Here is a 25,319-nt window from a genome sequence, read left to right as displayed (position 1 = left end):
ACTCACTGCGGCAGGGTGGCCAGCTCGCGCTGGACGGCCACGTCGTGTTCGGCGGCCTCCTCCTCGGCCTTCCGGGGGCTCCAGTGCCCGGCCATGACGAACACGAACGGGATGAAGCAGATCTGGGCGATCAGGCAGATCCACCACCAGGTCTTCCACTGCTTCGGAGAGTCCTTCTGCGCCTGCTGCACTTCCTTGCCGTGCTCGGACAGGTAGGCCAGGTCGTCGGCGGGGATCGCGCTCACGGCCTTGAGCTTGGCGCTCGCGGCGGTCAGGGCCGGACCGGTCTGGGAGGCCACGGCCAGCTGATCGACGGGCACCTTCCCGGCCGCCGCGATCCGGGCTCCGGCCTGATCCGGCGGGATGCCGAACTTCTGGGCGACCTGCCCGACCGCGGTGGCCTGGGCCGCCTGGTCATTGGGGTCGGTCAGGAGTTTGACCAGCACCTTCTGATCGATGGCCTGCAAGGTGGCCAGTTCCTCGGGGTACTTGGCGTTGAGTTCGACCGTGGTCTTGATGTTGGCCGGGGAATCCCCGGTCAGCTTCACCAGCGCGGCGACCTGCGCATCGACGTCGTTCGGATTCTTGCCGAGGGCGGTGAGCGTGTCCTCGCCCACGGTCTGAATGGTCGCGATCTCCTCGTGGTACTTGGCGTTGATGGTCTGCAACCGCGGCCCGTAGTTGACCAGCGTGCCCGCCGCGGTCACCACCAGCAGCAGCCCCAGCAGCACGAACGTCACCACCGTGCGCAGCACGCCGCCCCACACCGCGAGCCCGACCGCCGTGGCCGCCGGATTCCGCTTCTCCACGGTCTCGGTGAAGCTCGCCATCCAGGTGGAGTAGGCGATGCCGGTGCCGACCGCGGTGAAGCTCATGACGATCGCGAAGGTGTAGTAGTCGGTGCCGGGCCGGTCGGTGTAGCCGAGGAACACGTAGGTCCCGATGATGCTGATGATCGCGCCGAACACCATGAACGGTTTGCGGACCTTCATCTTGTCCGACACGATGCCGGTGATCACCAGCGAGAAGGCGCTCGCGATCCAATACCAGTTGCCCAGCGCGTTGGCCTGGGCGGCGGTGAACCCGAAGTTGGTCGCCATGTACACCGGCAGGAACGACACGATGGTGTAGAAGAACGCCAGGAAGATCGAGATGGCCAGCGCCGAGCCGACGATGTCGAGGTGCATCATCTGCTTCCACTGATTGCGTTCCAGCGCCTCGACGTCCAGCCCGCGCGCCCGCGCCTCGATCAACGCCCTGTCCCGTAGCGACACCATGATCTGATCCCGCAGCCGGGGGCTGAGCTCGCGCAGCCCGACCAGACCGACGAGGGAGATCACCAGACAGATGACACCCGCGAGCCGGTAGTGGTACTGCCAGTCCGGGTGCGCGTCGAGGGTGTGCGTGGAGATCTCGGTGGTGACGAGCGCGCCCAGCACCGGTCCCAGGGTCCAGAAGCCCATGGCCGAGGCGCGGTCCAGCTGCGGGGAGAAGTCGCGGACCAGCGCGGGCGTCGCCACCAGCACCGCGCCCTCGACGATGCTGATGATGCAGTAGATGGCCAGGAAGGATTCCTTGGTCGTGCACTGCGGCTGCGCGAACAGGGTCAGCAGCGAGGTGACGACGGTGCCGTAGGCGACGATATTGGCGCGGCCCCAGCGGTCCAGGACGCCGGTCACCACCGAGGCCACGGCGCCGAAGGCCGCGCCGATGATGAAGATCCCGACGAAGTAGCGGAAGGTCAGGTGGAAATCGGCGATCAGCTGGTTGCCGACGGCTCCCGACACGAACAGCTGGTAGTACAGCGCGACGGACACCACGACGACGAGGAAGAGATACCAGGACCGGGCGGGCGTTTCCGGATAGTGCGGGAGCTTGCGCCGCCAGAGTCCGGTGACCAGCGTCGGCGGGGGGAATTCCGCGGCCGGAGGCACAACGGTCGGTGTACTACTCATGTTCGAGACGCCTTTCTCTCCACGGCGTTTCGCGCAGCCACAGGCCCTTGGTTCGCGGCACGAGCAACCGGGTGACAACAGGGTAGCGGCCATGAGTGACTCAGATCACTGTTATCGGACTCAGCGGCCGCACACCCCGCGTGGCGCCCGTTCACCAATTGTTGGCCGAGACAACAGCATCTGGCTGTCGGGGCATCGCGGGCCGGTCATCGGCGCTGGTCACCGTAATGCGGCTTGTATCACTGCATGAATTCGAGGATTCGATGTCGAACACCACCGTCGCGCGGGGCCGCCTGGTCGCCGCGTTCGCGGGCGTGCTGATGGCCCTGACCAGCGCCGTCGCGGTCGCCGCTCCCGGAGACCCGGGCGAGCGGCCCTCCTTCTGCGACCACGACCAGCGGTCCACCCCCGGCGCGGCCTACCTGTGCGCCAAGACCGACGACCTGGTCGACGTCCGCATCGGTGATGTGCTGCCGACCCAGCCGTCGCTGGGCTACGACGAGGTGTTCTACAAGCTGGGCCGCTACACGCTCGGCAAGGACGCGGTGAACAAGAAGTTCGACGACTGGTGCGAGGCCAACGGCCAGGTCGCCGCCGCCACCGTGAGCCCGGCCGCGCGGCTGAAGGATTCCTCCTCGTTCACCTGCAAGGTGGCGGTCGGCTCCGAGACCCCCGACTCCATCGCGCCGATGAAGACCGTGGTGATCGGCCCCCAGGGCCGGCTGTACCTCACCGACGGCCACCACACCCTGACCTCGTTCTTCGAGACCCCGGACGGCGGCGCGGACACCCACGTGCGGCTGCGCGTGCTCGGCAACCTGAGCACCCTGCCCGACGGCAAGTTCTGGGACGCCATGAAGGCCAACGGCTGGACCTGGCTCGAGGACATCAACGGCAACGCCATCAAGGAGCACCAGCTCCCGAAGTCGGTGGGCCTGGCCAACTTCGCCGATGACAAGTACCGCTCCATGATGTACTTCGCCCGCGACATCGGCTTCCACGAGGGCACCCTGCCCTTCGAGGAGTTCTACTGGGGCGCGTGGATGCGCGACAACAAGGTCGGCGGCGACTGGAACCGCAACGATTTCCCCGCCTACCTGGCCGCGCTCAAGACCGTCACCCAGGCGCAGGTCGCGCTCGGCCCGAACACCGTGGTGGCCGAGGGCAAGACCGCCTCGCAGCTGGATGTGCTCCCGGCCTGGAACGGCGGCAGCCCCGAGGACAAGGGTGAGTTCGGCAAGATCGCCAAGCCGTACTCCGACGCCAAGCCCGGCAAGCTCGGCTACGCGATCGAGTACCGCCTGCGCACCGGCCGCTGATCACCGGACAGCGACGACGAAGACCTCGGGATCGTCCGACGCGATCCCGAGGTCTTTCGTTCGATCAGGGGTAGGCCTGAATGATCTCGACACCCACCAAGGCGTTGAACGAGTCGCAGCTGGCCCACGACTGGTTCTGCCCGTACTGCATGGGCCCGTACTTCCAGTAGGTGAACGGGACGGGCCAGGCGACACAGGTGAGCTTCACCTGATGCCAGGTCGGCAACTCGCAATTGGACATTCCGCCGGTGTTGAAGATGTTGTACAGGTGGCAATTCGCCTGCCACACCGGCACATCGTCGGCCTGGGCCGTTCCACCACCGGCGAGCACCATGCCCGCGGCTGCGGTGGCGACGACGGCACTGGCAGCAAGCCGCTTCGCAGACAGCATTCCAACCTCCTGAATTGGTGTTGTCCTCAAGCAAATCGCATTCAGGTGCTACGTGTTACGGAAACAAAACAATTGATTACTTCGGAGGACTGTCCTTTATTCGGAATTGCACTGTTCGATCAGGGAATCGGGGGCGGGCGGTCCGGGACCAGAAGGGTCGCAATGGCAGTGCCGATGGGAATCGCGTTGTTCGTGTCGGCGTTCGCGGTGGCGCCGAGGGTGGCGTAGACGACGACGGTGGTGGCGGTCCTGGTGTCGTAGAACGCGACTCCGTTGTAGCCGCCGTAGGACGGGTTCATGAACAGCCAGTCGCCCATGTGCGGGACGCCGAACGCGAAGTACTTCTGGGCGGTGAGCGGACCGAGTCCGGCGGTGGAGGGGGCCATCATCTGCTGAAACCGGTCCGCGGGCAGCAGTTCTCCCTTGCCCAGGGCGCGGACCCAGCGGCCGACGTCGGTGACGGTGGAGTTCATATTGCCGCTGTGCAGGAATGCCGTCGGATTCCAGAAGGTGGCGTCCTCGAAGATCTTTCGCTCGTCGGTGTAGCCGTGCAGGATCGGCTCGTCGACCTGGGCGGTGAGCATCACCTTGCTCTTCTTCATGCCGAGCGGATCCAGGACGTAGTCGGATATCAACTCGCCCAAGGTTTTTCCCGACGCCTTCTGCAGGACCTCGCCGAGTACGACCAGATCGCTGTGGGCGTAGGCGAAACTCGTTCCCGGGTCGAACAGCGGTGGGCGGGCATTGGCCAGGTCGAATAGTTCTCGAGCATTCCAGGTGCGAAACGGGTTGTCGCCGAATCGTTTCAGGAATTCTGGATCGGTGACATAGTCGGAGATTCCCGAGGTGCTGTTCGCGAGCATTCTCGGAGTAATGCGTTCGGCACGTGGGAAATTCGGCAGCCATCGGGCAATGGGCTCGTCCAGCCTCAGCGTGCCGTTCCCGTCCAGCCGCCAGAGCACGGTCGACAGCATCGGCTCCATCGGCTGACCTACCCGCAACTGCATATCGCTGGTCGCGGGAACACCGAGCGGCGACTCCCCCACCGCGCCGACGACCACTTCCTCGCCGTCGCGCCAGGCCCCGAACACCGCCGCGGTGAGATCGAACTCGCCGAGCTTCGCGCGAACGATATCGGTGATCCGCTCGGCTTCCCTCGAAGGCGGAGCCGGACTGCCGGAGCCCCGATCCGACCCGCACCCACCGACGATCAGGCTCAGCGCGACCATCAGCCCCGCACCTGCTCGCCATCGAGCGGACACACTCATCACCGGGTCCCTTCGCCGAAGAAGACGGGCGGAGCAGCGTTCACCAGAATCTACGCCGGTAGCCGACCCATAGCCACGACCCCGATCCCTAACCCGCGCGGCGCGGTCGCGGGCCCGAATCACCGCCCCGAAAACCCGGGGCATGCGGCCCGCCGCCGATCGGTGAACAGTGCTATTCGCAAACAATCATCCCGCTCTCATCAGCGTTGCCGAATCGAGAATCCCCGCATCATGCGTACCTCAGTCCGCACCCTCGCCGCGGCCGGAATCACCGCCACCGCCTCCGCCCTGACCGCGCTCTCCGCCGGACCGGCCGCCCACGCCGACGTCACCGGCACGGGAATGACCGTGCAGGGCAGCAACTTCCAGGTCGGCCAGACCTACAATGTCGTCATCCCGGTCTCCGACTGCGTCGGTGCGGGCCTCTCCGACACTTCCAACGGTGTAACCGTCCGCTCCGACTGGAAAGGCAAGTCGAGCATCGCGGGCCAGCCCTGCATGGGCACCACCTCCACCTGGACCTTCCAGTGGACCCCTCTCACCCCCGGCACCCACGTCCTCGGCTATGGCTACGGCAACAGCGACGTGAGCCTCCCTCCGTACACCGATATGGCCTCCGCGACCGTCCAGGTCGGCGGCTCCGGCAGCACCGACCCCCAGGCCTGCGACACCGCGTGCACGACGGTCCACGGCACCCCCGAGGTCGGCTGCACCCTCACCGTCACCATGTCCACCATCCCGGCCTCCCTGGCAGCGTCGTCGGGCTCGTCGGTCCTGCAGAGCCTCAGCGCGGGAAACACCACCCGCAACGCGTGGTTCGAGGACAACGCGAAGGCCACCGGCACCACGACGATCACCGGCAACTCGGTCACGATGACGTGGACCCCCACCACCGCCGGCTACCACCACCTCGCCGGCCGGTACGACACCGGCGCTCAGCAGCCCTTCCTCAGCTCCGGCATCATCCTCCCCGGCTACGCCGGTGACATCTGGCTCCAGGTAGCCGCCGCCGGAACACAGCCCTGCGCCTGACCCGTCCGCCCGGCCGGGGTCTGCGGATCGAGTACTGAGCGGGTGCAGGTACTGCGTTCGCAGTACACCGGACGGCCGTCACCGGGACGATGCCGACTACAGAGGCGTCGAACGAGCATGGCCGCATGGCGAAATTCCTGTACCGGGTCGGCCGGTTGGCGTTCGAGAAGCGGCGGCTCGTCGTGCTGCTGTGGGTGGGGCTGATGGCGGCGCTGGTGGCGGGCGCCGCCAGCGCGCCGCCGGCGCCACCGGATACGTTCTCGATTCCGGGGACCGAGTCCCAGCAGGCGTTCGATCTGCTGGGCGAACGGTTCCCGGGCACCAAATCCGATGGGGCGCAGGCGCGGATCGTGTTCGTCGCGCCCGAGGGGCAGCAGATCGGTTCCGACGCCAACAAGGCGGTGGTGGAGCGGATCGTCGCCGACGTCTCGGGCGGCACGCAGGTGAAGGGCGTGCTCGACCCGTTCCAGACGGGTGCGGTCAGCGAGAGCGGCACCACCGCCTACGCGACCGTGAGCTACGGCGACACCAGCAACAACCTCACCGAGGCGACGAAGACGGCGCTGACCGACGCGGTGGACACCGGTAAGGCCGCCGGGGTCACCGTGGAGATCGGCGGGTCCGCGCTCCAGGCGGAGCCGGAGATGGCCGGGGCGACCGAGGCCATCGGCATCGCCATCGCGGCCATCGTGCTGATGATCACCTTCGGCGCGTTCGCGGCGGCGGGCTTGCCGCTGATCACCGCGCTGGTCGGGATCGGCGTCGGGATCGCGGCGATCGTGGCCATCGGGATGTCCACCACGACAACGACTCTGGCGATGATGCTCGGGCTCGCGGTCGGCATCGACTACGCGTTGTTCATCGTGTCCCGCTACCGCACCGAACGCGCCGAAGGACACAGCGCGACGGAGGCCGCGGGGCGTGCCGTCGGAACCGCCGGATCCGCGGTGGTTTTCGCCGGGCTCACCGTGGTGATCGCGCTCGCCGGACTGGCCGTGGTCGGGATTCCGGCCCTCACCGACATGGGATTGGCCGCGGCGGGCACCGTCGCCGTCGCCGTGACGATCGCGTTGACGCTGCTGCCCGCACTGCTGGGCTTCTTCCAGAACGCGGTGCTGCCCAAGGCTTTCCGCAAGCGACAGCAGGATCGGGACAGTCTGCCCGCCGAGTCGTTGCAGGAGGACAAGCCCGGTATGGGCACGCGCTGGGCGCGGTTCGTCGTCCGCCGTCCGGTGGCCGTGCTGTTGATCGGGCTGGTCGGCATGGGTGCGCTGGCGCTGCCGATGACGAGTCTGGAACTCGGTATGCCGGGTGAGGAGTCGCAGCCGACGTCGACGACCCAGCGCCGCGCCTACGATGCGCTCGCCGAGGGCTTCGGGCCCGGCTTCAACGGGCCGCTCACCGTCGCACTGGATGTCAAGGATGTCAGCGACCCGCAGTCCGCGGTGGAACGGGCGACCAGCACGCTGGCCGCGACCGAGGGCGTCGTGGCGGTGTCTCCCGCGATGTTCAATCAGGCCGGTGACACCGCCATGATCACCGTGGTGCCCGCCACCGGCCCCTCGACCACCGCGACCAAGGACCTCGTGCACACCCTGCGCGGCGAGGCCGGCGGTCTGCGGGCGGCGACCGGCGCGACCATGCTCGTCACGGGTGCGACCGCGATGAATATCGATGTCTCGCAGAAGATGTCCGACGCCCTGCTCCCGTATCTCGCCGTGGTGGTCGGGCTCGCGATCCTGCTGTTGATGATCGTGTTCCGTTCGATCGCCGTGCCGATCAAGGCGGCCCTGGGCTTCCTGCTGTCGGTGGGCGCGGCCTTCGGTGTGATCGTCGCGGTCTTCCAGTGGGGTTGGCTGGCCGAGCTGATCGGCGTCCACCAGACCGGTCCGGTGATGAGCATGATGCCGATCTTCCTGATCGGCGTGGTGTTCGGGCTCGCGATGGACTACGAGGTCTTCCTCGTCACCCGGATGCGGGAGGCCTTCGCGCACGGTGAGAGCGCCCGCGAGGCCATCGTGACCGGATTCCGGCACAGCGGCCGGGTGGTGGTGGCCGCAGCGGCCATCATGATCGCGGTGTTCGCCGGGTTCATCGGCGGCGGCGAACCGATGATCAAGATGATGGGTCTCGGGCTGGCGGCGGCCGTCTTCTTCGACGCCTTCATCGTCCGCATGACGCTGGTCCCGGCCGTGCTCGCGCTGCTCGGCGACCGGGCGTGGTGGCTGCCGGGATGGCTGGCCAGGATCCTGCCGAACGTCGATGTTGAAGGCGAGAGCCTGAACCGGCGACCGGCCGTCGAGCCGGAGCGGGAGCTCGAATCCGCTCGCGCCTGAACCGCGGGCCGGATCCGCGACAGTGACCGGTAGGCCGTCCCGGTGGGGCGGCCTACCGGTCACGGCGGGACCAGCCGATTAGTGTTCTCGACGAGGAGAAGGAGTGCCGATGACCGCCGAATGGTCACAGTGGCCGCGCCGGCACCGCCGGGTCGTCGATGTGGTGGTCGCGATTCTGCTGTGCGCGCTCGCCACCTACGCGAGCCGGTTCATCGATCACGGCAATGGCGAGGGCCCGGTGGCGGTCCGGGCGATTTCGCCCGGGGTGTTCGCCTTGTCGGCGGCCGCCTCGCTGGCGCTGTTGTGGCGCAGGGAGTTTCCGCGGGCGGTGCTGGCGATCACGACGGCCTGCGGTATCGCGATCGGCGCCTTGGGTTTCGAGGTGTCGGTGCTCACCGCGGGTGCGGCCTTCGTCGCCATGTATTCGCTGGGGTTGTGGTATCCGAATGCCCGCACCGCCAAGCTCGCGCCGTTGGTCGCGGGCACGGCGCTGTTGATCGCCTCGCTGGTGCACGACTTCAGCCCGCTGCTCACCGGGGGTCGCATCACGCTGATCGCCGGCGACCTGTTGGCCGGTGCGTTCGCCGAGGCCGGACGCAATCGGCGCAACTATCTGGCCGCCCTGCACGCACGGGCGGAGCTGGCCGAACGCACGCGGGAGGAGGAGGCGCGGCAGCGGGTCGGCGAGGAGCGGGTGCGGATCGCGCGGGAACTGCACGACATCGTCGCGCACCACATGGCGTTGGCGCATGCGCAAGCCTCCACGGCCGCCTACCTGTTACGCAGCCAACCCGATCAGGCGCAGGAGATGCTCGACGAACTGGCGGGCACCACGTCCGCGGCGCTGCGGGAGCTCAAGGCGACGGTCGGTCTGCTGCGTGAGGACGACTCCGACGCGCCGCTCGAACCGACGCCCGGTCTGGCCCAACTGTCGGAACTGCTCACGTCTTTCGAGAGAACCGGTTTGACACTGTCGCTGTCGATCACCGGGGTGCCGCGTCCACTGTCGCCGGGCGCGGACCTGACGGCGTACCGGATCATCCAGGAGGCGCTCACCAATGTCGCCAAGCACGCGAGCACCGCGACGGCGACGGTGCGACTGGTCTACTCGCGTCTGCTGCTGACGATCAGCGTCAGCGACGACGGCGGATCCGGCGCCGTTCGCGGCGACCAGGATTCGGCCGCCCCGGGCTACGGCCTGATCGGCATGAACGAGCGAGCCGTCTCCGTCGGCGGCCACCTGCACGCCGGCCCAAGGCCCGGCGGCGGTTTCGAAGTCACCACCGAACTTCCCCTGGAACCACCGACAACCCCCGACGACGAGGACGCGACGCCATGACCATCCGGGTACTGCTCGCCGACGATCAAGCCCTGCTGGCCGGAACCTTCCGCCTGCTGATCGATTCGGCCGAGGACATGGAAGTCGTCGGCATCGCCGGAAACGGCCGGGAGGCGGTCGAACTCGCGCAAGCTACCACCCCCGACGTCGTGGTCATGGACATCCGCATGCCCGGCACCGACGGCCTCGCCGCCACCCAGGAGATCTGCGCCGACCCCGCCCTGCGCGACACCCGGGTCATGATCCTCACCACCTTCGAACTCGACGAGTATGTGGCCCAAGCCCTCCGCGCCGGAGCCAGCGGCTTCCTCGGCAAGGACGTGGGCCCCGAGGAACTCCTCCGCTCCATCCGCGCGGTAGCCGCCGGCGACGCCCTCCTCTCCCCCACCGCGACCCGCACCCTGATCGCCCGCTACCTCTCCCGCCCCGAAAGCCGCATCACCGCAGCCGATTCCCTCGACGTCCTCACCGCCCGCGAACGCGAGGTCGTCGCCATGGTCGCAGAAGGCCTCTCCAACGAGGAAATCGCCGCAAAAATGTACGTCAGCCCCCTGACCGTCCGCACCCACGTCCAGCGCGCCATGTCGAAACTCGGCGTCCAGAACCGAGCCCAACTCGTCGTCCTCGCCTTCCAATCCGGCCTGGTCCGAGTCGAACCACCCCGCCCCTGACCCCGCAACAGCGCGTCAGGAAACCGCGATCGCGGTGATCACATGCACCACAAAGGCGAACACCGGCCCGGCAACCATGACGGGTTCTCCCCGCCGAGCCCCGATCGCGGCATCCGCGGCCTGCGCGACCGCGGCGACCGCCAGGACGAGCGCGCTGAGCGGACCGTGGGAGAAGAACGGAACCGAGCCGGCCAGCAGCCCCAACGGCACCGCCCGCGCCGCATACACCAACGCGTAGAACCGTTCTCCCGCACTAGGATTCGCTTCATGACTCATCGCCGACGGACGTAACGCGGCTACCACGGCGAAGCCGATCCCTATCAGCGACACCACACCATTGAGCACGGTCAGAACGATCATCCCATTGGTCACGCAAACTCCTGGGTGTCCACGTATCTCCCCTCGTGTCGGCCGCGACGCCGGGAGACCATTTCAGCGAGTCCAGTAGCGATCGACAGCAACCGTAGCGACATGAACGTGCCATCCGGAGGCGTCAGCCGCTGGGCCCGAGTGTCTACCTCTGAGATCGCTGTGGAGGGCGATCAGCGGTGGTGATGGTCGTGGTCGGGGACGTATTCGCTGTGGCGAAGCGGAAGTGCTCCCGTAGTGCGTTCGCGATCTGGGAGGGTGCTTCGAGCATTGGGATGTGTCCGACGCCGGGCAGTGTCACCTCACGGATGTGGCCGGGGAGGTGGTCGAGGATCCGGCGAATGTGCGGTGCGTGGTTGGGGTAGATATCGAATTCGGAGACCAGGATCGAGGTGGGCACGCGGACCTGGTCGAGGTCCACGACAAGACCGTCACGCGCGAATGCGCGGATCGAAGGCAGGTAGGTCGAGCAGTGCGCGATGGCGCGCAGCATGTCAGCCGCGTCGACAGGGTCGACCGCGGACAGGTCGTGTGCACTGCTGACCAGCACAGGCTTCTGGAACCGAGGGTTGGTGGCGACTCCGTCTCCGAGCATGCGGGTCGCGAGAACGAGACGGTATTGCAGGATGAACATGGCGGCAACGCGGATTCCGTTGGCGTCGAACCGTTTCGCTCCGATGCCGGCATTTATCGCGGCCAGTGAGCGTGCGCGCCCACGGCGTTCGAGTTCGAAGGCAATATGTCCGCCGAGTGAGTTCCCCACGATATGGCAGGTGTCCCAGCCGACTGCGTCGAGTTGCCTTTCGATGCCTTCGGCGATCCCGCATACACCGGCATCGCGCGAGGGCAGGGGCGATCCGCCCCAATGGCCGGGCAAGGTTGGCGCGAGGACGTCATAGTCCGGAGCCAACTCGGTCACCACCGGTCGCCAGACATGGTGAGACAGGGTGAATCCGTGTAATAGCAGCACGGATTCACCGGTACCTTCACGAGCCGATGCCGCCATCCGACCTCCGCAGTCCCTGCGCCGAATCACTGGTTGCTGTAGGCCGGGACCGTCAGGCAGAAGGGATGGCCCGACGGGTCGATGAGTACCCGCCAGCGATCGGGGGCAGGCTGGAAGTCGGGTTTGGTTGCGCCGCAGTCGATCGCGGCCTGCTCCGCGGAATCGAGATCGGTCACGAATAGATCGAGGTGCATCTGTTTGGGCACCCCGTTGCCGGGCCAGTCCGGTGGAACATGGTCGGCCACACGCTCGATCGTCAACGTCACCTTCGAGCCCTGCAGCACAACCAATTCGTCCGATTCGTAACGCAGGTCGAAATCCAGCAGTGCGCGATAGAACTGCGCGAGGCCACGCGGATCGCGGCTGTCGAGTGCGATCGCACCGAACTTCGCTATTGCGGTCATAGCTCCCCCGAACTTCCAGCCCCGCGTCACGCAAGGGCAACGCCACCACCATGCATAGCACAGCCCAGTACCCACTTGGACCCCGCCCCGCGAGTGAAGCGCGGCGAGTTCGCTCGCCATCCAGGGGTCGGCGGCGGCGGTCACGACGACCCCGGGCGACCTGTGGTCAACGAGTGTGGGGGCATCCACGGCGAGCATCTTCACACGGTGTGGACACCTCAGCTTCGGGAAGATGCCTTCGGCGACACCAGCTCCGGGCGGATGGCGATGGTGCTGACAGTGCCGTTTTCCCATACGGTCGTGTTCAGCAGCGTCCGCCCATCGAGGGACACTGCGGTGACCTCTGGTACAAAACGTGTCGTCAGCATGGCCGCGAACTCACTGCGGAGCGGGGCGGGCTCGAGCGCCCGCGCCATTTGAGTATCGTTGAGCACCGCAAGGACACGGTAACCGCCGCAGCGATCGAGACCGATAACTCCGCCGTCCCGGGTTCCGCTGTCGGCATTCCGGCAGCGGAACCCGGTGAAACCGTGAGCCGCTACTTCACGCTGTTCTTGATGGCGGTGTCCTGCTTCTCAGCGATCGCGATCGCTACTTCGGCCGGGACGTGTTCACCGGTTTTGCTGTTGAATTCGATGATCGCGAAGGCTCCGCCCTCGGCGAACACCACGACGGTGGATCCACCCGGGCCATTCATGATGCCGCCGTCGACACCGATATCGATAGGCGTGAAGGCCGCACCCGCCTTCTGCGCCACATCATTCTTCGCCGCCGCGGCAGCGGCTGCGGCGTTCTCGCGCACAATGACCGCGGTGCTGATCTTCTCGGTCCCCGCACCGTTGCCGTAGACGCCGGTGATGCCGTTCGGCTCCGCCTTGGAGGTCTTCAACGTCCAGTCGGAGTCGATATCGCTGGGCTTGATGAGCAGCTTCGCGTAATCACTCGCGACAGGTGACGAGGCCGCACTGGTCGGCGCGACCGAGGTCTCCTTCGACGATGACGCCTGGTCCGCGCTACAACCGGCAATTCCCACGGACAGCACCACCGCGGCACCGAACACCACAGCCTTCGATTTCTTCATCGGCAGATGATGGCAGAGGCGCAAATCCGCCGCAAACGCAGTACCGCCCATTCAGCTCGCGCTCGCCTTCAGCAGAAGTGCTGCGCATGCTCGGCCGCGGCCTACTCGAACGCGTCCGCCGTGCTGATCACACCCGGTGCGCCCTGCTCGGCGAATGCCGGTGCCGCAGTACGCCCGATGCCCCGCGCCTCCACCGGTGACCAAGATGTACTGACTGGCAAACATCTTGTCGGACACGACTTCTTCCCTGTGACAGCAGCCGCAAGGCCCTAGTGCCCCAGCCACTCGACGAACACTGGATGCCCTTGCAGGTGGCTCTCCGTGTCGTGGCCACCCGGGGTGAGCGGGTGATCCCGGACTGAACAGCGGTATGAACGCGATATCCGCAGGCAACCGGACGGGCAAGCCCGAGTGGTCGAGCACGGTGGTGCGCCATATTTTCGAATCCTGCCGACCCTCTCACTCTCTGTCTACCGGCAGTCGTTCGCCGAGGTGAGGAGAAGGCGCGCGCGAGGATGGTGCTGTGTCCGGTCCGCCTTGCTCCTTGCGTATCAGGATCGCGGTGACCACCGCGAAGTAGATCACCAGCGGTGCACCGCAGACGATGGCTCGAACCCAATTCGGCATCTGGTCGACCGCGGCTGTCATCGCGGGGATGTAGCCCGGCGCGGCTGTCAGCCCCAGGTGTTCGATCTCGGCGTAGACCCATGAGACGCCCCACATGGATCCCGCCGCGAACACCGCCGCAGTCGCCGCCGCCCAGGCTGCACGGTGTTGATGTGCCCGAATCGTGTTGTGCAGTAATACGATCAGCAGCGGGGCGATCCATACCCAGTGATGACTCCACGCGAGCGGCGGGGCCATGCAGGCGATCAGGCCGACAATGACGATGGCGGTCAGGCTCTGGTTGGCGCGCTGAGCTTTCACAGCGGCGCCGTATCCGAGTGCAGCGGCAACGGCGACGAGCAGCAGCCACGAAACGGTGGGTGGTGTCGAGGGCGCCCACAAGTTCGCGAGCACACCGTTGATGGATTGATTGAACGGATGGGTGACCGGCCCGATGCGGTCGACGTCGTGCACTGCGTGCAGCCAGTACTCACCAGAGTCGGCCGGAATGATGAACCAGGCCAGGATTGCCGTCGCGGCCGCCATGACGGTGGCCGACGCTGCTGCTCGCCACTGGCGAGTCAGGATCAGGTAGGGCAGAAACACCACAGCGGTGAGTTTCACCCCGGTTGCCAGGCCGACTGTCCATCCACGGAATCGTGCCGTCGATGAACGGGTCAGGTCCCAGACAACCATCGCCATGAGGATCAGATTGATCTGGTCCTGCCAGAGTGTTCCTCGTACCGATTCCAATTCCGCGGCCATCAACGCAAATCCGATACAGGCAACCGCCAGATTGAGGTCACCGCGGTACCCGAGCACGCGGCAGCTTCGCCACAGAGTGGCCCACAGCGCCACAACAGACACTACGAAAACCACCAGCTGCGCTACGACGAGCGGCATCAGGGCTAACGGGACAAAGACGATCGCGGCGAACGGAGGGTAGGTGAACCATCCTCCCGGCGGGACCGGCGCAACGTAGAGAGATGCGTCATGCAGTACCTGCAGTGCGCCGCTGCGGTAGATCTCCAGATCACCCTGGTTGGCTAACAGCCCGAACTGCGGCGACGCCCGCAATGGAATCACCACCGCCTGAATGGCTAATGCGGCGACACCGGCCAGCAACGCGACCGCCGCCCACCGCGCCGATACGCCTCTATCTCGATCCTGCATGAACAGCCCCCAAACGCGCGCAACTTGAAAGGAACGCTAACGACACCCACCGTAACCGTTGACGCGCAGCAACTTCCGAATTCACTCGATTCCGCGACCGGCTCAATCTCGCACTATCGCAGCGCAATCGGCAAGAAGTGGCCCAACCGATGCGAGTAGTGCGCGATATAGCCGGTCGTCACGAACTCGTCACCGCAGCAGGTCGGACACCTGGTTGGCCGGCTCCGATTCGGTACGGTCCAGCCATCGCCGAGGCTCACCGTCAGCCCGCCGTCATCGGAACGAGTACGTCTGCCGGAACGTCGAACAGGAAGGAGAGACCGCCACAGCTGATCGTCCACCACGGGCGGACCGTAGCGATGTCGCCGTTGATCGCGTCGATCGAACATCGAATGCTGGTCGGGCGTGGGTAAGTCGATGTCGGCAACAGGTCTGCGCCGAAGATGGCGCACTTGTCGACCAGCCAGTGAGGACGACCGTGGGCGTCGACGAACTCGACGAGGACCAGCCCTGGCTGCGGATCGTTGGTGAGCCAGATGGCAGCGGTCGCCGGCAATTGGCATTCGTCGCCCACGGCCCAATTCGGTGTCATGGCAGGACCATATCGCCGCCGCTGTACACACGCGATCCGTCGAGCGGACCGACTGCGTCAGTGATCGCACAGGTTGCGGCACAAGCGGGTATTTCATGTGCGTGCTCGTTGCCGTCAGGTTCGATCGGGCCGGAATCTACAAGATCGAACAAGGATCCGGGTTGCCGGTGCCGGTGTCGGCGAGGTCGGTGTTGCGGGGTTCCGGATCGAACAGGCGAAACGACACTGCGCCCGCAAGCAACGACAGCGCCCCGACATAGAGCAACCGGACTCCCACCACGAACGGCTGAAATGCCAAGGGCATCAGTGGAAGAAGCAACACACTGAGCGCGGCGACAAGTCCGGCCGCCGGCCAGAACCGCTTCGGCGCGCGCCGGGAGGGCGGTGGGTCACCGTGCCAGGCTCGCAGCAGTCCGCGGCGACCGATGTAGTAGAACAGACCGACCGCGAGTGCCCCACCGACGAAGGTCGATGTTTGCTGCAGCAGGTACCACCATGGCCTGCCGAACGGGCCCGGCTGCAAGAGCACGGGGAATGTGGCGACTCCCCAGCCATGCCCACCGGCCGGATCATGCGTGAATCCGTCCCAGAAGATATGGGTCACCGCGCCGATCAGAATCGAGTAGCCCGTGACATACCACCGATATCGGACAGCACCGAGAACGCCGTAAGCGGGCAGGTCGAAAGCCCCGAGCCGGGGCAGATGGGCGGCGATATCCGCGGCACCCCAACGAATCACCCACGTCGCGACGATTCCCATCGGCAGACACCACCACAGCAGCGCAAGAAGCGTGTGCGTCTCCGGCATCGAAAAGAACCCGGCCACCGGATACGAGGCATCGGGAACCGCCGCACCGACCACCAACGCGACACCATCCAGATGACGCGGCCATCGCATCTTCAACGGGATGACTGCCAACGCATGCGACGGAAAGGTAAGCGGCACGGCCTAGTCTATCCACTGGCGTTTCAACCGGGTCGGGGACACGGCCACTGACGCCGTCGAATCTTGATGCCGGTTATGGCGATTCACGCGTGGCGACACCAGCTCCAACTGTAACGGGTGATGCCTGCCCGGCGACTGATCGATGAAGGCTCCAGCGCGGTAGGGAGCGGACATGCCTGACGTATCCGGATCGTTCGCGCGGTCGGCGTGGGAGCTGTGGCCAAGCCTCGTGCGACCGATCCTCGGCATTACCGCAGCGGCACTGCTGATCATCGCCGGCGTTGTGCTGTTTCCCGACGAGCCCTCGCCCGGGCCGGTCGGGAGTCGCATGGTGTTCCCGGTTGTGATCAAACCCCTGCCGCAGGAATCCCCACCGACTCCGGCTCCGGTCAGCGGCTCTGCCACCCCGCCGAAATGAGTTCGGCGGAGACGTGTTTGCTGATCAATTCTGACGGGAGCAGGTGTCGTGGACCCTGCTCAGTCGAACACGACGCCGCGCAATCGAGCCGTGTATTGGCCTGCTCGATCCATTGCGTCAGCGGCGGCGTCCAGCTCGATCAGCACTTCCTCCAGCACTTCCCGTGCACCGGCGACACAGTAGCCCGGAGTCGTCAGTGCCCCGGCACCGACGGTGTCGATGATCAAACCTGACTCCGGTAGAGCTGCGTATCCGTCGGATAGTTCCGCGATCGCGCGGCGCAGCTCGCTCAGCCGCGCCAGCAAGTGCCCGCGCTCACCCTCCAGCTCGATCGGATCCACCACCATGCGCACAGTCTGCCCCAAGACAAGACCGGTGGCAGCTCAGGCCAGGTACCTGAATCGGGCGTGCCATGCAAGTAGCCGCGTTGATGCTCCAGTCACCGCGCACTCCAGAGTGGAGTAGAACGTGACCGGCCAGCCCCGGTGGCGACTGAGCCTGAAGCGTACGCAACTTGGCTCTAGAGAGGGTGTTCGGCGACAAGTACCGGCCGACAGTCAGTTGCGGGCCGAGCCGTCTGGCCAGACGATGTCGACTGGGACTGCCTTCTGCCTGGCGAGCTCGACGACTGTTCCCGTGCCACCCTGTTCACTGGGTTGCCCATCCCATACCGCGATCAACCGGTCGCAGGTTCCTACGAGCGCTTCGTTGGCGGCCTCGTAGGCCTCCCTGCCTGCCTCGTCGAACTCCATCACATGCACGGTAACCGCGCGAGACGTCAGGGTGTCGAACAGTTCGGCATGATCCGGCTTGACCTTGCGCTGACGGTAATCCCGCGATGGTAGAACCACTTCCAATCGCCCACCGGCGTCGAGGACTGCCTGGGCGAACACGCTGTCGGCCCCGCGGGCGATGCAGCTGATTCCGATCAGTTCGGTCGGGTCTCCAGCGTCCGCCAAGAGCCGGGCTATCTCCGAATAGATCAGCGGGACCGAGTCCTCGGTGATGTTCATGTGCCCGGTCACGCCGATACGAGTCATGCCCCTTCTATACCGGGTCGGCGACCAGCACGCGCATCCTGTCCCGCAACTCCGCCACCGTGCGGACGTTTGCCACGTGTTCGGTACGTGCGAATATCTCCCGCAACTTGACTCGGACTCGGTCGGAGGCGGTCTGTTCTACCGTGGACAGCGCGGCGTGCCCGAGACGGCATGCCTCCTCGAGTTCGCCCTGGATCAGCCGGGCCTCCGCCAAACCGAGTTGGTCGAGTGCGGCGCTGCGCAGTCGGTTCGGTTGCCGCAACGCGATAGCCCGGCTGATCTGCTCGGCCGCCTCGCTCGCGAATTCCGGTGTGCACAGCGCCATTTCGAGCAATCGCCCGCCGATCGTGCCCGCCATCTCCGAGTCGTCGAAGTAGCCGATCCAATAGGGGTCGATCGGCGGGGAGGCCTCGGCAATGGCCTCTTGCGCCCGATCACAGGCATGGTGAAACGCTGACGGGCGATGGAGATGGGCGTATGCCCATGCTTCTCGGGTACGGAGCATCGCGCGGACCGCCGGTGTCGCGGTCGCCGCTTGGTCCTGGGCGAGGCGCACAAGCTCCAGGGCATCAGCGGCACGACCGAGGTACAGGAGTTGTCGGGCCATACCCGCGAGAGAGTTTGCGGCGAAAGGCGAGTCCCCCGCCGCCAGCGCCGCCCTGACGGCTAGCACGAAGTAGCGCTGGGCCGTCGATTGCTGTCCGGAGTCCCAAGACATCGTCGCGACTGTCTCGGCGAGATGGGCCAGCACAACCGTGAGGCGACGGCGGATCTCCGGCGGTTGAGTGTGAGTGAGCAGGTCGTTGACCTCGTTGAGCTGACCGATCACGGCTTTGCGGCGCAAACCTCCGCCGTACTGGTCATCCCATTCGCGAAATACCCGTGCGGCATTCTCCAACTGCTCAACTTCCTGTATCCCCACGCGATACCTCGTCATCCCGGCAGGCGTGGCTGCACGGTCGCTCCCGTACAGCAGCCACCGTTCGAGGGGCTCGAGCAGGTTGGCTCCGACGACTACCCCGACCAGCGCACGGGCCGCCTGGCGACGATCCAACATCAGGTCCTCTCTTGTGAGGTCGTGGGCGATGGCCGTGCAATCGGCGGTCCACATGCCCGTTTCCCATTGCACGGCACAGGAATCCGCCCGATCGTCCGGATCGCAGGGGAGAACGATCGTGATACTGGCCTGTTTGGCCGCCACGAATCGCGCACGCTGCTGCGGAGTGGCCCGCGTGAGATGGGTTTCCATCAACTCGGCGAAGAACGACGGGAGCGTGACGGTCATCCCGCGCCGGGCCCACTTCTTGACAGTGCTCAACGCAACGCCGGTGCGCTCGGCGAACTCGGCTTGGAAAACACCCAAGGCTCTGCGCAACGCGGTCGCGTCGGCACCTGTCCATGCCTCATGCATACCGATTACCTCGCAGGTGCGGGAGATGCGTGAACCGAGCGTATACCCGCGTGTACCAGTGTCACCTTCAATCTCGGCGAACCCTCAGACACGCTGATTACAACACTAAGAGAATGACTGAGCGGACCCAGAGGAGCCCCAATGGATTTCGTCCTCGCCCTCATCCTCGCTGCCACGGTGATGTTCACGGCAGCTCTATCATCCAGCCGCACAGACCGTCCGGCGCAGCACCGCGGCGGGGCCAGCGTCGCCGACATTCGAGCGCGCCTCGCCGCCGAGAACGAAGGCGGATACGAACCGGCTGGGCGGTGGTGACCATGTTCGAAATACCCACAGCTATCGGTTATTTGCGCAGCGACGTTTCCGGGGCCCGCCAACCGTGGGACGAAGCGCAGAACCGCAGCATCGCCAGCCGACTGGGCTATGCCGTGGCGAAAACCGTCGTGTTCAGCGAGCACATCGAAGACCCGATCCGGCGGCTGATCAACGTCGTGGGCCGAATGCACGCTGAAGCGGTGGTCGTGCCAAGCCTGGAGCACTTCGGAGGATCCGTGCCCCATGAATTGGTTCAGGTTGTCGACTTGATCACCGTTGATCCGCACGACACCTATGCCAGATGGATCATTCCGCCGGACGCGGCTGCGGAGATGCGGTCACGGTGGTGACAGACTCTTTCCTCCCGGTATCAGCGCCGCGCAGCTTTCACGATGTCGGCGTGCGTTGCTTCCTGGGCCTGCGCCGATTCGCGGAAGATGCCATACGACCGACTCCAGCGATGGCGCGTCCACGGCCCGTACTGGGTACCGCCTCCAGTCGTCACGGTCGGCCGTTGGCCAGGGTGGACTCTTCCATTGATCCAGGCGTGGTCACCGATCGTCGTTGCCGGATCCGGACCGGTGCCGCCCGCATGGCGTTGGCCCGAACGTACGATCACTGCGGCGGACACGGTAACGATGTGCCGTGTTCGCGGGATCACCCATGCCGGACTCTGGCTCCGGATCAGTCGCGGCGATATTCCGCGCCCAGACATTTGGGTCGACGACAAGCCCGGCTGGATTGCCTGAAGACGGCCGAAAGGGACGGAGAAGACGCTCAGCCTTCGGCGGACAGGACCATCCAGTGTTCTGGATCAGGGAGGGGAGCGAAGCCCAGCCGGTTGTAGAGGCCATGGGCATCTTGGGTTGCGAGGACAATGCGCTTGAGTTTGTAGGGAGCGAGGTGGTCGCGGGCCGCGGTGACGAGAGCGCGGCCGAGGCCGGTGCCTCGGTGGTCGCGATCCACGTAGACGTCGCAGAGCCAGGCGAAGGTTGCCAGGTCGGTGACGATGCGGGCGTAGGCGACCTGGTCGCCGGTGTTGTCATAGGCGCCGATGTTGATCGAGCCGCGGATTGCGCGCTCGACGATGTCGTGTTCTCGGCCCAGCGCCCAGTAGGCGTCGGTGGACAACCAGTGGTGGACTCGGTCCGCGTTGATGCGGTCGGTGTCGACCGCGATCTCGTAGCCGTTGGGCTCGTTCATGATTCGGTGGCGTTGCGGAAGTACAAGGTGTTGGTGCCGTGGGCGGAGAGGGGGCCTGCTTCGGCGGCTTGGCGGATGCCGCTGCCGGGGAGGCAGGTGAGTTTGGTGAACATGGTGGTGTTGCCGAAGGCGGAGCGGACCTGGGTTTCGGAGGCGTAGTCGGCGCCGTAGTCGGAGAGGGCCTTGAAGTCCAAGGGGGCCAACGGCTTTTCCAGGGGGATTTGGGCGGCGGGGAGGCCCAGGCAGGCGTATTGGGTGGCGGCGCCGCCCTCGTACCAGCACAGTTCGTAGGACATCTGCTCGGTGGTGGTGACGCTGACGACCGGCCATTCCTGGGAGAGGCGCAGGGCGAGGGGGTGGCGGCCTACGGGCGCCACTTCCCAATTCAGGCTTTTGACCGAGACCCAGTGTTCGGAGACCTTCTCGATGAGGACGACGTCCTCGCCGAGGCGTTCGGCGCGGTTGGGTTCGGGTTCGGGTGTGCTCCAGTGCTTCTGGTCGACGCCGAGGTAGGCGGAGCTCTGGACCGGTTGGGCGCCGTCGGCGGTGTACGCGGCGAGAATCGCGGCGCGGACCAGGGTGACGGCGTTGCGGGAGGAGCAGCGGACGCCGAGGGCGCCGAAGGCGGTGCTGATCTCGACCGGCTTGGAAGGCTGGTCGGGCAGGGCGCCCGCGGCGATCGGTTTGAGGCCGACCAGGGCCAGTTGCCAGTTGATCTCCTCGATGGTCGCCAGATCGCCGGCCGTCTGGTAGAGGATCTGCTGCTGGGTCAGGTAGCCGGCGCGTTCGAGGGTGGCGCATTCGAGTTTGCGCAGGGCGGTGACGGTCTTGCCGGTGAATCCGATGTCCTCGACCCGGATTTCGCGCAGCCGCTGCGTCATGCCCGCGGAGGTGACCTTGGCGTAGCACTCGCGGTACATGGCCAGGGCCTGTTTGCGCTGGCGGCCCACCATGAGGGTGCGCAGCAGGGTGTTCAGGGTGGACAGGTAGCGGTTGGCCTGGTCCGGATCGGCGGCGAAGAGCCCGGCTCGGATGCGGACCGCGTCCTCGCCGGCCGCGACGGCGGCCTTGGGGTCGAGGCGGCACAGCCACACGCTGCACTTGGACAGCGCGTCGGCCGACGCCCCCGCGGCGAGGGGATAGTGCTGCGCCACATGCCGATACGCCTGACAGGCGTTGCGGATGGTGGAGGTGGCCAGCTCGCGGTGGCCGATGGTGCGGGCGGCCTGCTCGAACAGGCGCAATGCCTCGGTCACCTCGGCGGCGAAGGGGGCGGTCACGTGCCCGGAGGTGAGCCAGCGCAAGCGGAGAAGCACCGCCTCCTGCGCGGGCTCCAGCGCCGACGCGGACCGATCCCGCGAATCCGGGTCGGTCTTGGTCGCCATCAGCGCCCGGGCCAGCTCACACAGCGAGGTGGCCAGGGCCAGCTCCGCCTCGAGCGTCCGATCCCGTGCTGCCCCGCGATCCACGGCCACTTGCCGCTCGATGGCGCTGAGATCCATTGCGACCTTCAAATCCCGTACCCCGTACTACCTCGATCAATACAACCGTTGATCGCCCATCGACCGACCGCGTGTTTGCGCCGAGTCTGCCATAAATCGTGCACGCGGGTCGGGCGACCGCCGGTATGCCCGGATTTCGGGTGACCGGCGCGTCGCGCCCGCGATCAGGCCGGATGCGTGTAGCGCAGCTGCCCGGGCTTCACCCGGTCGTACTCGGCGCGGCCCGAGAGATGGTGCGGCACACCGACTTCCCACCACGCGCCGGCTTCGGTCCAGGTGGACGGCTGGGTCCGGACTACGACGACAGCGGGCCGGGACTCCGTTCGGGCGGCTGCCCTGGCAGCGGCATAGGCGTCGCGGAAGTCGCCGAGTTCGACGGCGGTGAACACCGAACAGCCCAGCGCACGCGCGTGCGCGGCGAAGTCCACGCGCGGCGGGGCGGCGTGAGTGGTGCGGCAGTCGGCGTAGAAGTTGTTGAACGCCGTGCCGCCCTGGCCTTCCTGTAAGCGGGCGATGACCGCGTACCCGTCGTTGTCGCACACCACCGCGACAAACGGGTGACCGGCGAAGGCGGCGGAGAACAGTTCGGAGTTGAGCATGAGGTAGGAGCCGTCGCCGAGCAGGGTGGTGACCAGTCCTCCGGTGTCGGTGCGCGCGAGGGCCGCACCCCACGCTCCGGCTAGCTCGTATCCCATGCAGGAGAACCCGTATTCGACGTCCATCGTCGGCAGCCCACCGGGCGCGCGCCAGCCGCCGATGAGTTCGCCGGGCAGGCCGCCGGATGCGGTCATGACATAGTCCGACGCCTCACTGAGTTCGTTCACCACGCCGACGATCTGTGCGTAGCTGGGCGTCCCGGGCGTGGGCGCGCGCAGTTTGTCGATATGCGCGTCCCAGTCGGATCGGACCGCCGCAGCTCGCGCGGTCCAGTCAGGATCGGCAGACCACTCCCCCAGTTCCGGTCCGAGATCGCGCAGCGTCGCGTCGGCGTCCCCGCCCACCGCCAGCGCCCCATGCTTGACCGCGTCGAACCGCGCCGTATTGATGTGCACGAGACGGACTTCCGGCGCGAACACCGTCCACGACGCGGTGGTGAAGTCCTGCAGACGAGTGCCGACGGCCAGCACCACGTCCGCCGCCGCGGCCAGCGCATTCGCCGAGGCCGAGCCCGTGATCCCGAGCGGACCGGCGAACAGCGGATGGTCATGCGGCACCAGTGTGCGCCCGGCGGTGGTCTCGGTCACCGGAATCCCGTGCCGCTCAGCGAATTCCAGCGCCTGACCACCCGCGCCCGAATACCGCACGCCACCGCCGAGCACCAGCAGCGGACGATGCGCGTCGCGCAGCACTCGCGCGGCCTCGGTGACCGCACGCCGATCGGGACGCGGGCGCGGAACATGGTGCACCACCAGCTCGAACAGCGCGTCGGGGAAGTCGTAGGTCTCGGCCTGCACATCCTGCGGCAGGGCCAGCACCACCGGACCGGTGTCGGCGGGATCGGTGAGCACCCGCGCCACCTGCGGCAGCGTCGCGATCAGCTGCTCGGGCCGGGTGATCCGGTCGAAGTAGCGGCTCACCGGCCGGAACGCGTCGTTCACGGTGACGCTCGGATCCCCGAAATGCTCCACCTGCTGCAACACCGGATCGGGGGCCCGGCTCACGAAGGTGTCGCCGGGCAGCAGCAGCACCGGCAGCCGATTCGCGTGCGCCACACCGGCGGCCGTCACCATGTTCAGCGCGCCAGGCCCGATCGACGAGGTCGCGACCCCGACCTGCCGCCGCTGCGTGGCCTTGGCCAGCCCGACCGCCGCCAACGCCATGCCCTCCTCGGTGTGCCCGCGCCACAACGGGAGCGCGTCGCGATGCTCGGCCAGCGCGGTGCCCAGGCCCAGCACATTGCCGTGCCCGAAGATGCCGAAAGCGGCTGGGAACAGCGGCACTTCGACGCCTTCGAGGGTTTCCGAGCGCTGGGCGACGAGCCAGGCCACCAGCGCCTGCGCGGTCGTGAGCTTCATCCGAGCCGTCCTTCGTGGGAGGTGACCGGGCACCGCGGGTCCGCCGCTAGCGACGCCCAGCTCGCCCGCACCCAGGCGTGCGCGGGGTCGTCGCAGAAGGCCATGGACCGTTCGGGCGCGGGACCGGCCAGCACGTTCAGGTAGTACATGGGGTAGCCGGGCGCGGCCGCGCAGGGACCGTGGTAGCCGTGCGGCACCAGGAAGACGTCGCCGTCACGGACGGCCACGTTCTCGTCGAGCGCGCCGCCCGGGGTGTAGGTGCGGTGGAACCCGAAACCTTCGGGGCTCGTGGTGATTCCGTCGCGCCCCGCGATACGGAAGTAGTAGATCTCCTCGTTGACGACCTCGCACGCGGAGGCTTCGTCGTGCTTGTGCGGCGGATACGAGGACCAGTTCCCGTCCGGGGTGATCAGTTCGCAGGCATTGAGCTTGTCGGCGTGATCCCACACACCGGGCGTCCCGAAGTTGGTGACCTGACGGGTGGCGTGACCAGCGCCGCGCACCTCGACCGGAACCTGCTCGGCCGGACCGTATTTCGGCTCCAGCCGCCTGCCGCACCGAGCCATCGGCAGCGCGACCTCCAGACCGTCCGTCGTGGACAGCTCGACCTCGGCGTCGCGCGGCACATACGCGAAATCGGTCACCCGCGTGAACACCGAATCCCGCCCGGCGAGTTCGAAGGTCATCCCGTCCACCCGCGCCGTGCACGCCCCGGCCAGCGGCAGCACGAACGCCTCGAACTCCCCGGTGGAGATCACCCGCCGCTCCCCCGCCGCCAGCCGCAACACCCGCAGCCCGGCGTAGGACCAGCCCGCGTCCTCGGGGGTCACCAGCACGGGATCGCCGCCGTCGGCCAGCGTTCCGGCCCGGCGATGCAGTGGCGTCATCTCCGCCCCGCCCTCACGTCGCCGATCGGAGCGGCCGGTA

The 25,319-nt window shown here is 66.7% G+C and carries 26 protein-coding genes; 8 read left to right on the top strand and 18 right to left on the bottom strand.

Annotation, left to right across the window (positions count from 1 at the left end; translation table 11 throughout):
• Positions 1-2: 2 nt before the first annotated feature.
• Positions 3-1,955, bottom strand: coding sequence for an MFS transporter (locus ACFYTS_RS14010; RefSeq protein ID WP_387304114.1), 1,953 nt, complete (start codon positions 1,953-1,955; stop codon positions 3-5).
• A gap of 263 nt (positions 1,956-2,218) precedes the next feature.
• Here ACFYTS_RS14010 and ACFYTS_RS14005 point away from each other — a divergent pair, with 263 nt between their 5' ends.
• Positions 2,219-3,274 (top strand): ParB/Srx family N-terminal domain-containing protein, encoded by a 1,056-nt coding sequence (locus ACFYTS_RS14005; protein ID WP_387304112.1) that lies wholly within the window; start codon positions 2,219-2,221, stop codon positions 3,272-3,274.
• A 64-nt stretch (positions 3,275-3,338) separates the two neighbouring features.
• Here the strand turns inward: ACFYTS_RS14005 and ACFYTS_RS14000 are convergent, their stop codons facing one another.
• Positions 3,339-3,665 carry a hypothetical protein gene (locus tag ACFYTS_RS14000; RefSeq protein ID WP_357277823.1) on the bottom strand — a complete coding sequence of 109 codons (327 nt, stop codon included), beginning with the start codon at positions 3,663-3,665 and terminating at the stop codon, positions 3,339-3,341.
• Positions 3,666-3,784: 119 nt separating this feature from the next.
• On the bottom strand, positions 3,785-4,894 hold the full coding sequence (locus ACFYTS_RS13995) for a serine hydrolase domain-containing protein (protein ID WP_387304109.1): 1,110 nt from the start codon (positions 4,892-4,894) through the stop codon (positions 3,785-3,787).
• Positions 4,895-5,164: 270 nt separating this feature from the next.
• On the opposite strand from ACFYTS_RS13995, the gene ACFYTS_RS13990 reads away from it, so the two are divergent.
• From ACFYTS_RS13990 to ACFYTS_RS13975, 4 genes are all read left to right on the top strand, one after another.
• A complete protein-coding gene (locus ACFYTS_RS13990) occupies positions 5,165-5,965 on the top strand; it encodes a hypothetical protein (RefSeq protein ID WP_357277828.1) in 801 nt (266 codons plus the stop codon).
• A 125-nt stretch (positions 5,966-6,090) separates the two neighbouring features.
• Positions 6,091-8,301 carry an MMPL family transporter gene (locus ACFYTS_RS13985; RefSeq protein WP_387304106.1) on the top strand — a complete coding sequence of 737 codons (2,211 nt, stop codon included), beginning with the start codon at positions 6,091-6,093 and terminating at the stop codon, positions 8,299-8,301.
• Positions 8,302-8,410: 109 nt separating this feature from the next.
• Positions 8,411-9,640 (top strand): sensor histidine kinase, encoded by a 1,230-nt coding sequence (locus ACFYTS_RS13980; protein ID WP_387304103.1) that lies wholly within the window; start codon positions 8,411-8,413, stop codon positions 9,638-9,640.
• Entirely contained in the window at positions 9,637-10,311 is a 675-nt protein-coding gene (locus tag ACFYTS_RS13975; RefSeq protein ID WP_357277838.1) for a response regulator transcription factor, read from the top strand. Before ACFYTS_RS13980 ends, ACFYTS_RS13975 begins: the two co-directional genes overlap by 4 nt.
• Positions 10,312-10,326: 15 nt before the next feature.
• Here the strand turns inward: ACFYTS_RS13975 and ACFYTS_RS13970 are convergent, their stop codons facing one another.
• The 8 genes from ACFYTS_RS13970 to ACFYTS_RS13935 all read right to left on the bottom strand — a co-directional run bounded on the left by ACFYTS_RS13970 (position 10,327) and on the right by ACFYTS_RS13935 (position 16,488).
• Positions 10,327-10,683 carry a hypothetical protein gene (locus ACFYTS_RS13970; protein WP_357277840.1) on the bottom strand — a complete coding sequence of 119 codons (357 nt, stop codon included), beginning with the start codon at positions 10,681-10,683 and terminating at the stop codon, positions 10,327-10,329.
• Between the two features lie 142 nt (positions 10,684-10,825).
• Positions 10,826-11,686: an alpha/beta fold hydrolase gene (locus tag ACFYTS_RS13965; protein ID WP_357277843.1), complete on the bottom strand. Its 861-nt coding sequence runs from the start codon at positions 11,684-11,686 to the stop codon at positions 10,826-10,828.
• Positions 11,687-11,712: 26 nt separating this feature from the next.
• Positions 11,713-12,288 carry a VOC family protein gene (locus tag ACFYTS_RS13960; RefSeq protein ID WP_357278161.1) on the bottom strand — a complete coding sequence of 192 codons (576 nt, stop codon included), beginning with the start codon at positions 12,286-12,288 and terminating at the stop codon, positions 11,713-11,715.
• A 20-nt stretch (positions 12,289-12,308) separates the two neighbouring features.
• A complete protein-coding gene (locus ACFYTS_RS13955; protein WP_387304098.1) occupies positions 12,309-12,524 on the bottom strand; it encodes a hypothetical protein in 216 nt (71 codons plus the stop codon).
• 104 nt (positions 12,525-12,628) lie between these two features.
• Positions 12,629-13,222 (bottom strand): hypothetical protein, encoded by a 594-nt coding sequence (locus ACFYTS_RS13950; protein ID WP_387304096.1) that lies wholly within the window; start codon positions 13,220-13,222, stop codon positions 12,629-12,631.
• Between the two features lie 408 nt (positions 13,223-13,630).
• Positions 13,631-14,950 carry a glycosyltransferase 87 family protein gene (locus ACFYTS_RS13945; RefSeq protein WP_387304093.1) on the bottom strand — a complete coding sequence of 440 codons (1,320 nt, stop codon included), beginning with the start codon at positions 14,948-14,950 and terminating at the stop codon, positions 13,631-13,633.
• Between the two features lie 262 nt (positions 14,951-15,212).
• Positions 15,213-15,524, bottom strand: coding sequence for a hypothetical protein (locus tag ACFYTS_RS13940; protein ID WP_387304090.1), 312 nt, complete (start codon positions 15,522-15,524; stop codon positions 15,213-15,215).
• A gap of 154 nt (positions 15,525-15,678) precedes the next feature.
• Positions 15,679-16,488 carry a DUF4184 family protein gene (locus ACFYTS_RS13935; RefSeq protein ID WP_387304087.1) on the bottom strand — a complete coding sequence of 270 codons (810 nt, stop codon included), beginning with the start codon at positions 16,486-16,488 and terminating at the stop codon, positions 15,679-15,681.
• 172 nt (positions 16,489-16,660) lie between these two features.
• Here ACFYTS_RS13935 and ACFYTS_RS13930 point away from each other — a divergent pair, with 172 nt between their 5' ends.
• Positions 16,661-16,906 carry a hypothetical protein gene (locus ACFYTS_RS13930; protein ID WP_387304084.1) on the top strand — a complete coding sequence of 82 codons (246 nt, stop codon included), beginning with the start codon at positions 16,661-16,663 and terminating at the stop codon, positions 16,904-16,906.
• 59 nt (positions 16,907-16,965) lie between these two features.
• Here ACFYTS_RS13930 and ACFYTS_RS13925 read toward each other — a convergent pair whose 3' ends face one another.
• From ACFYTS_RS13925 to ACFYTS_RS13915, 3 genes are all read right to left on the bottom strand, one after another.
• Positions 16,966-17,253 (bottom strand): hypothetical protein, encoded by a 288-nt coding sequence (locus ACFYTS_RS13925; protein WP_387304081.1) that lies wholly within the window; start codon positions 17,251-17,253, stop codon positions 16,966-16,968.
• 210 nt (positions 17,254-17,463) lie between these two features.
• Positions 17,464-17,946, bottom strand: coding sequence for a hypothetical protein (locus ACFYTS_RS13920; RefSeq protein WP_387304079.1), 483 nt, complete (start codon positions 17,944-17,946; stop codon positions 17,464-17,466).
• 7 nt (positions 17,947-17,953) lie between these two features.
• Positions 17,954-19,357: a helix-turn-helix domain-containing protein gene (locus ACFYTS_RS13915; RefSeq protein WP_387304077.1), complete on the bottom strand. Its 1,404-nt coding sequence runs from the start codon at positions 19,355-19,357 to the stop codon at positions 17,954-17,956.
• A 141-nt stretch (positions 19,358-19,498) separates the two neighbouring features.
• Here ACFYTS_RS13915 and ACFYTS_RS13910 point away from each other — a divergent pair, with 141 nt between their 5' ends.
• Together ACFYTS_RS13910 and ACFYTS_RS13905 are read left to right on the top strand one after the other, a co-directional pair.
• Positions 19,499-19,672, top strand: coding sequence for a hypothetical protein (locus ACFYTS_RS13910; protein ID WP_387304074.1), 174 nt, complete (start codon positions 19,499-19,501; stop codon positions 19,670-19,672).
• 2 nt (positions 19,673-19,674) lie between these two features.
• Positions 19,675-20,022 (top strand): hypothetical protein, encoded by a 348-nt coding sequence (locus tag ACFYTS_RS13905; protein ID WP_357277867.1) that lies wholly within the window; start codon positions 19,675-19,677, stop codon positions 20,020-20,022.
• A 427-nt stretch (positions 20,023-20,449) separates the two neighbouring features.
• Here ACFYTS_RS13905 and ACFYTS_RS13900 read toward each other — a convergent pair whose 3' ends face one another.
• From ACFYTS_RS13900 to iolB, 4 genes are all read right to left on the bottom strand, one after another.
• Positions 20,450-20,875 (bottom strand): GNAT family N-acetyltransferase, encoded by a 426-nt coding sequence (locus ACFYTS_RS13900; RefSeq protein ID WP_387304071.1) that lies wholly within the window; start codon positions 20,873-20,875, stop codon positions 20,450-20,452.
• Positions 20,872-22,377: a hypothetical protein gene (locus ACFYTS_RS13895; RefSeq protein WP_357277872.1), complete on the bottom strand. Its 1,506-nt coding sequence runs from the start codon at positions 22,375-22,377 to the stop codon at positions 20,872-20,874. The genes ACFYTS_RS13900 and ACFYTS_RS13895 overlap by 4 nt, the downstream gene beginning before the upstream one ends.
• Positions 22,378-22,541: 164 nt before the next feature.
• On the bottom strand, positions 22,542-24,392 hold the full coding sequence (iolD, locus tag ACFYTS_RS13890) for a 3D-(3,5/4)-trihydroxycyclohexane-1,2-dione acylhydrolase (decyclizing) (RefSeq protein WP_387304068.1): 1,851 nt from the start codon (positions 24,390-24,392) through the stop codon (positions 22,542-22,544).
• A complete protein-coding gene (gene iolB / locus ACFYTS_RS13885; protein WP_387304065.1) occupies positions 24,389-25,279 on the bottom strand; it encodes a 5-deoxy-glucuronate isomerase in 891 nt (296 codons plus the stop codon). Before iolB ends, iolD begins: the two co-directional genes overlap by 4 nt.
• Between the last annotated feature and the right edge of the window lie 40 nt (positions 25,280-25,319).

The sequence above is a fragment of the Nocardia sp. NPDC004151 genome (genome assembly GCF_042874235.1).
Classification (GTDB): domain Bacteria; phylum Actinomycetota; class Actinomycetes; order Mycobacteriales; family Mycobacteriaceae; genus Nocardia.
This window is presented reverse-complemented; position numbering and strand designations above follow the sequence as displayed.

What these genes read in the sequence shown, in the direction of transcription:
- ACFYTS_RS14010 (WP_387304114.1), bottom strand. Translation starts at nt 1,955, where the DNA reads ATGAGTAGTACACCGACCGTTGTGCCTCCGGCCGCGGAATTCCCCCCG.
- ACFYTS_RS14005 (WP_387304112.1), top strand. Translation starts at nt 2,219, where the DNA reads ATGTCGAACACCACCGTCGCGCGGGGCCGCCTGGTCGCCGCGTTCGCG.
- ACFYTS_RS14000 (WP_357277823.1), bottom strand. Translation starts at nt 3,665, where the DNA reads ATGCTGTCTGCGAAGCGGCTTGCTGCCAGTGCCGTCGTCGCCACCGCA.
- ACFYTS_RS13995 (WP_387304109.1), bottom strand. Translation starts at nt 4,894, where the DNA reads ATGGTCGCGCTGAGCCTGATCGTCGGTGGGTGCGGGTCGGATCGGGGC.
- ACFYTS_RS13990 (WP_357277828.1), top strand. Translation starts at nt 5,165, where the DNA reads ATGCGTACCTCAGTCCGCACCCTCGCCGCGGCCGGAATCACCGCCACC.
- ACFYTS_RS13985 (WP_387304106.1), top strand. Translation starts at nt 6,091, where the DNA reads ATGGCGAAATTCCTGTACCGGGTCGGCCGGTTGGCGTTCGAGAAGCGG.
- ACFYTS_RS13980 (WP_387304103.1), top strand. Translation starts at nt 8,411, where the DNA reads ATGACCGCCGAATGGTCACAGTGGCCGCGCCGGCACCGCCGGGTCGTC.
- ACFYTS_RS13975 (WP_357277838.1), top strand. Translation starts at nt 9,637, where the DNA reads ATGACCATCCGGGTACTGCTCGCCGACGATCAAGCCCTGCTGGCCGGA.
- ACFYTS_RS13965 (WP_357277843.1), bottom strand. Translation starts at nt 11,686, where the DNA reads ATGGCGGCATCGGCTCGTGAAGGTACCGGTGAATCCGTGCTGCTATTA.
- ACFYTS_RS13960 (WP_357278161.1), bottom strand. Translation starts at nt 12,288, where the DNA reads ATGCTCGCCGTGGATGCCCCCACACTCGTTGACCACAGGTCGCCCGGG.
- ACFYTS_RS13950 (WP_387304096.1), bottom strand. Translation starts at nt 13,222, where the DNA reads ATGGGCGGTACTGCGTTTGCGGCGGATTTGCGCCTCTGCCATCATCTG.
- ACFYTS_RS13945 (WP_387304093.1), bottom strand. Translation starts at nt 14,950, where the DNA reads ATGCAGGATCGAGATAGAGGCGTATCGGCGCGGTGGGCGGCGGTCGCG.
- ACFYTS_RS13930 (WP_387304084.1), top strand. Translation starts at nt 16,661, where the DNA reads ATGCCTGACGTATCCGGATCGTTCGCGCGGTCGGCGTGGGAGCTGTGG.
- ACFYTS_RS13925 (WP_387304081.1), bottom strand. Translation starts at nt 17,253, where the DNA reads ATGGTGGTGGATCCGATCGAGCTGGAGGGTGAGCGCGGGCACTTGCTG.
- ACFYTS_RS13920 (WP_387304079.1), bottom strand. Translation starts at nt 17,946, where the DNA reads ATGACTCGTATCGGCGTGACCGGGCACATGAACATCACCGAGGACTCG.
- ACFYTS_RS13915 (WP_387304077.1), bottom strand. Translation starts at nt 19,357, where the DNA reads ATGCATGAGGCATGGACAGGTGCCGACGCGACCGCGTTGCGCAGAGCC.
- ACFYTS_RS13910 (WP_387304074.1), top strand. Translation starts at nt 19,499, where the DNA reads ATGGATTTCGTCCTCGCCCTCATCCTCGCTGCCACGGTGATGTTCACG.
- ACFYTS_RS13905 (WP_357277867.1), top strand. Translation starts at nt 19,675, where the DNA reads ATGTTCGAAATACCCACAGCTATCGGTTATTTGCGCAGCGACGTTTCC.
- ACFYTS_RS13900 (WP_387304071.1), bottom strand. Translation starts at nt 20,875, where the DNA reads ATGAACGAGCCCAACGGCTACGAGATCGCGGTCGACACCGACCGCATC.
- ACFYTS_RS13895 (WP_357277872.1), bottom strand. Translation starts at nt 22,377, where the DNA reads ATGGATCTCAGCGCCATCGAGCGGCAAGTGGCCGTGGATCGCGGGGCA.
- iolD (WP_387304068.1), bottom strand. Translation starts at nt 24,392, where the DNA reads ATGAAGCTCACGACCGCGCAGGCGCTGGTGGCCTGGCTCGTCGCCCAG.
- iolB (WP_387304065.1), bottom strand. Translation starts at nt 25,279, where the DNA reads ATGACGCCACTGCATCGCCGGGCCGGAACGCTGGCCGACGGCGGCGAT.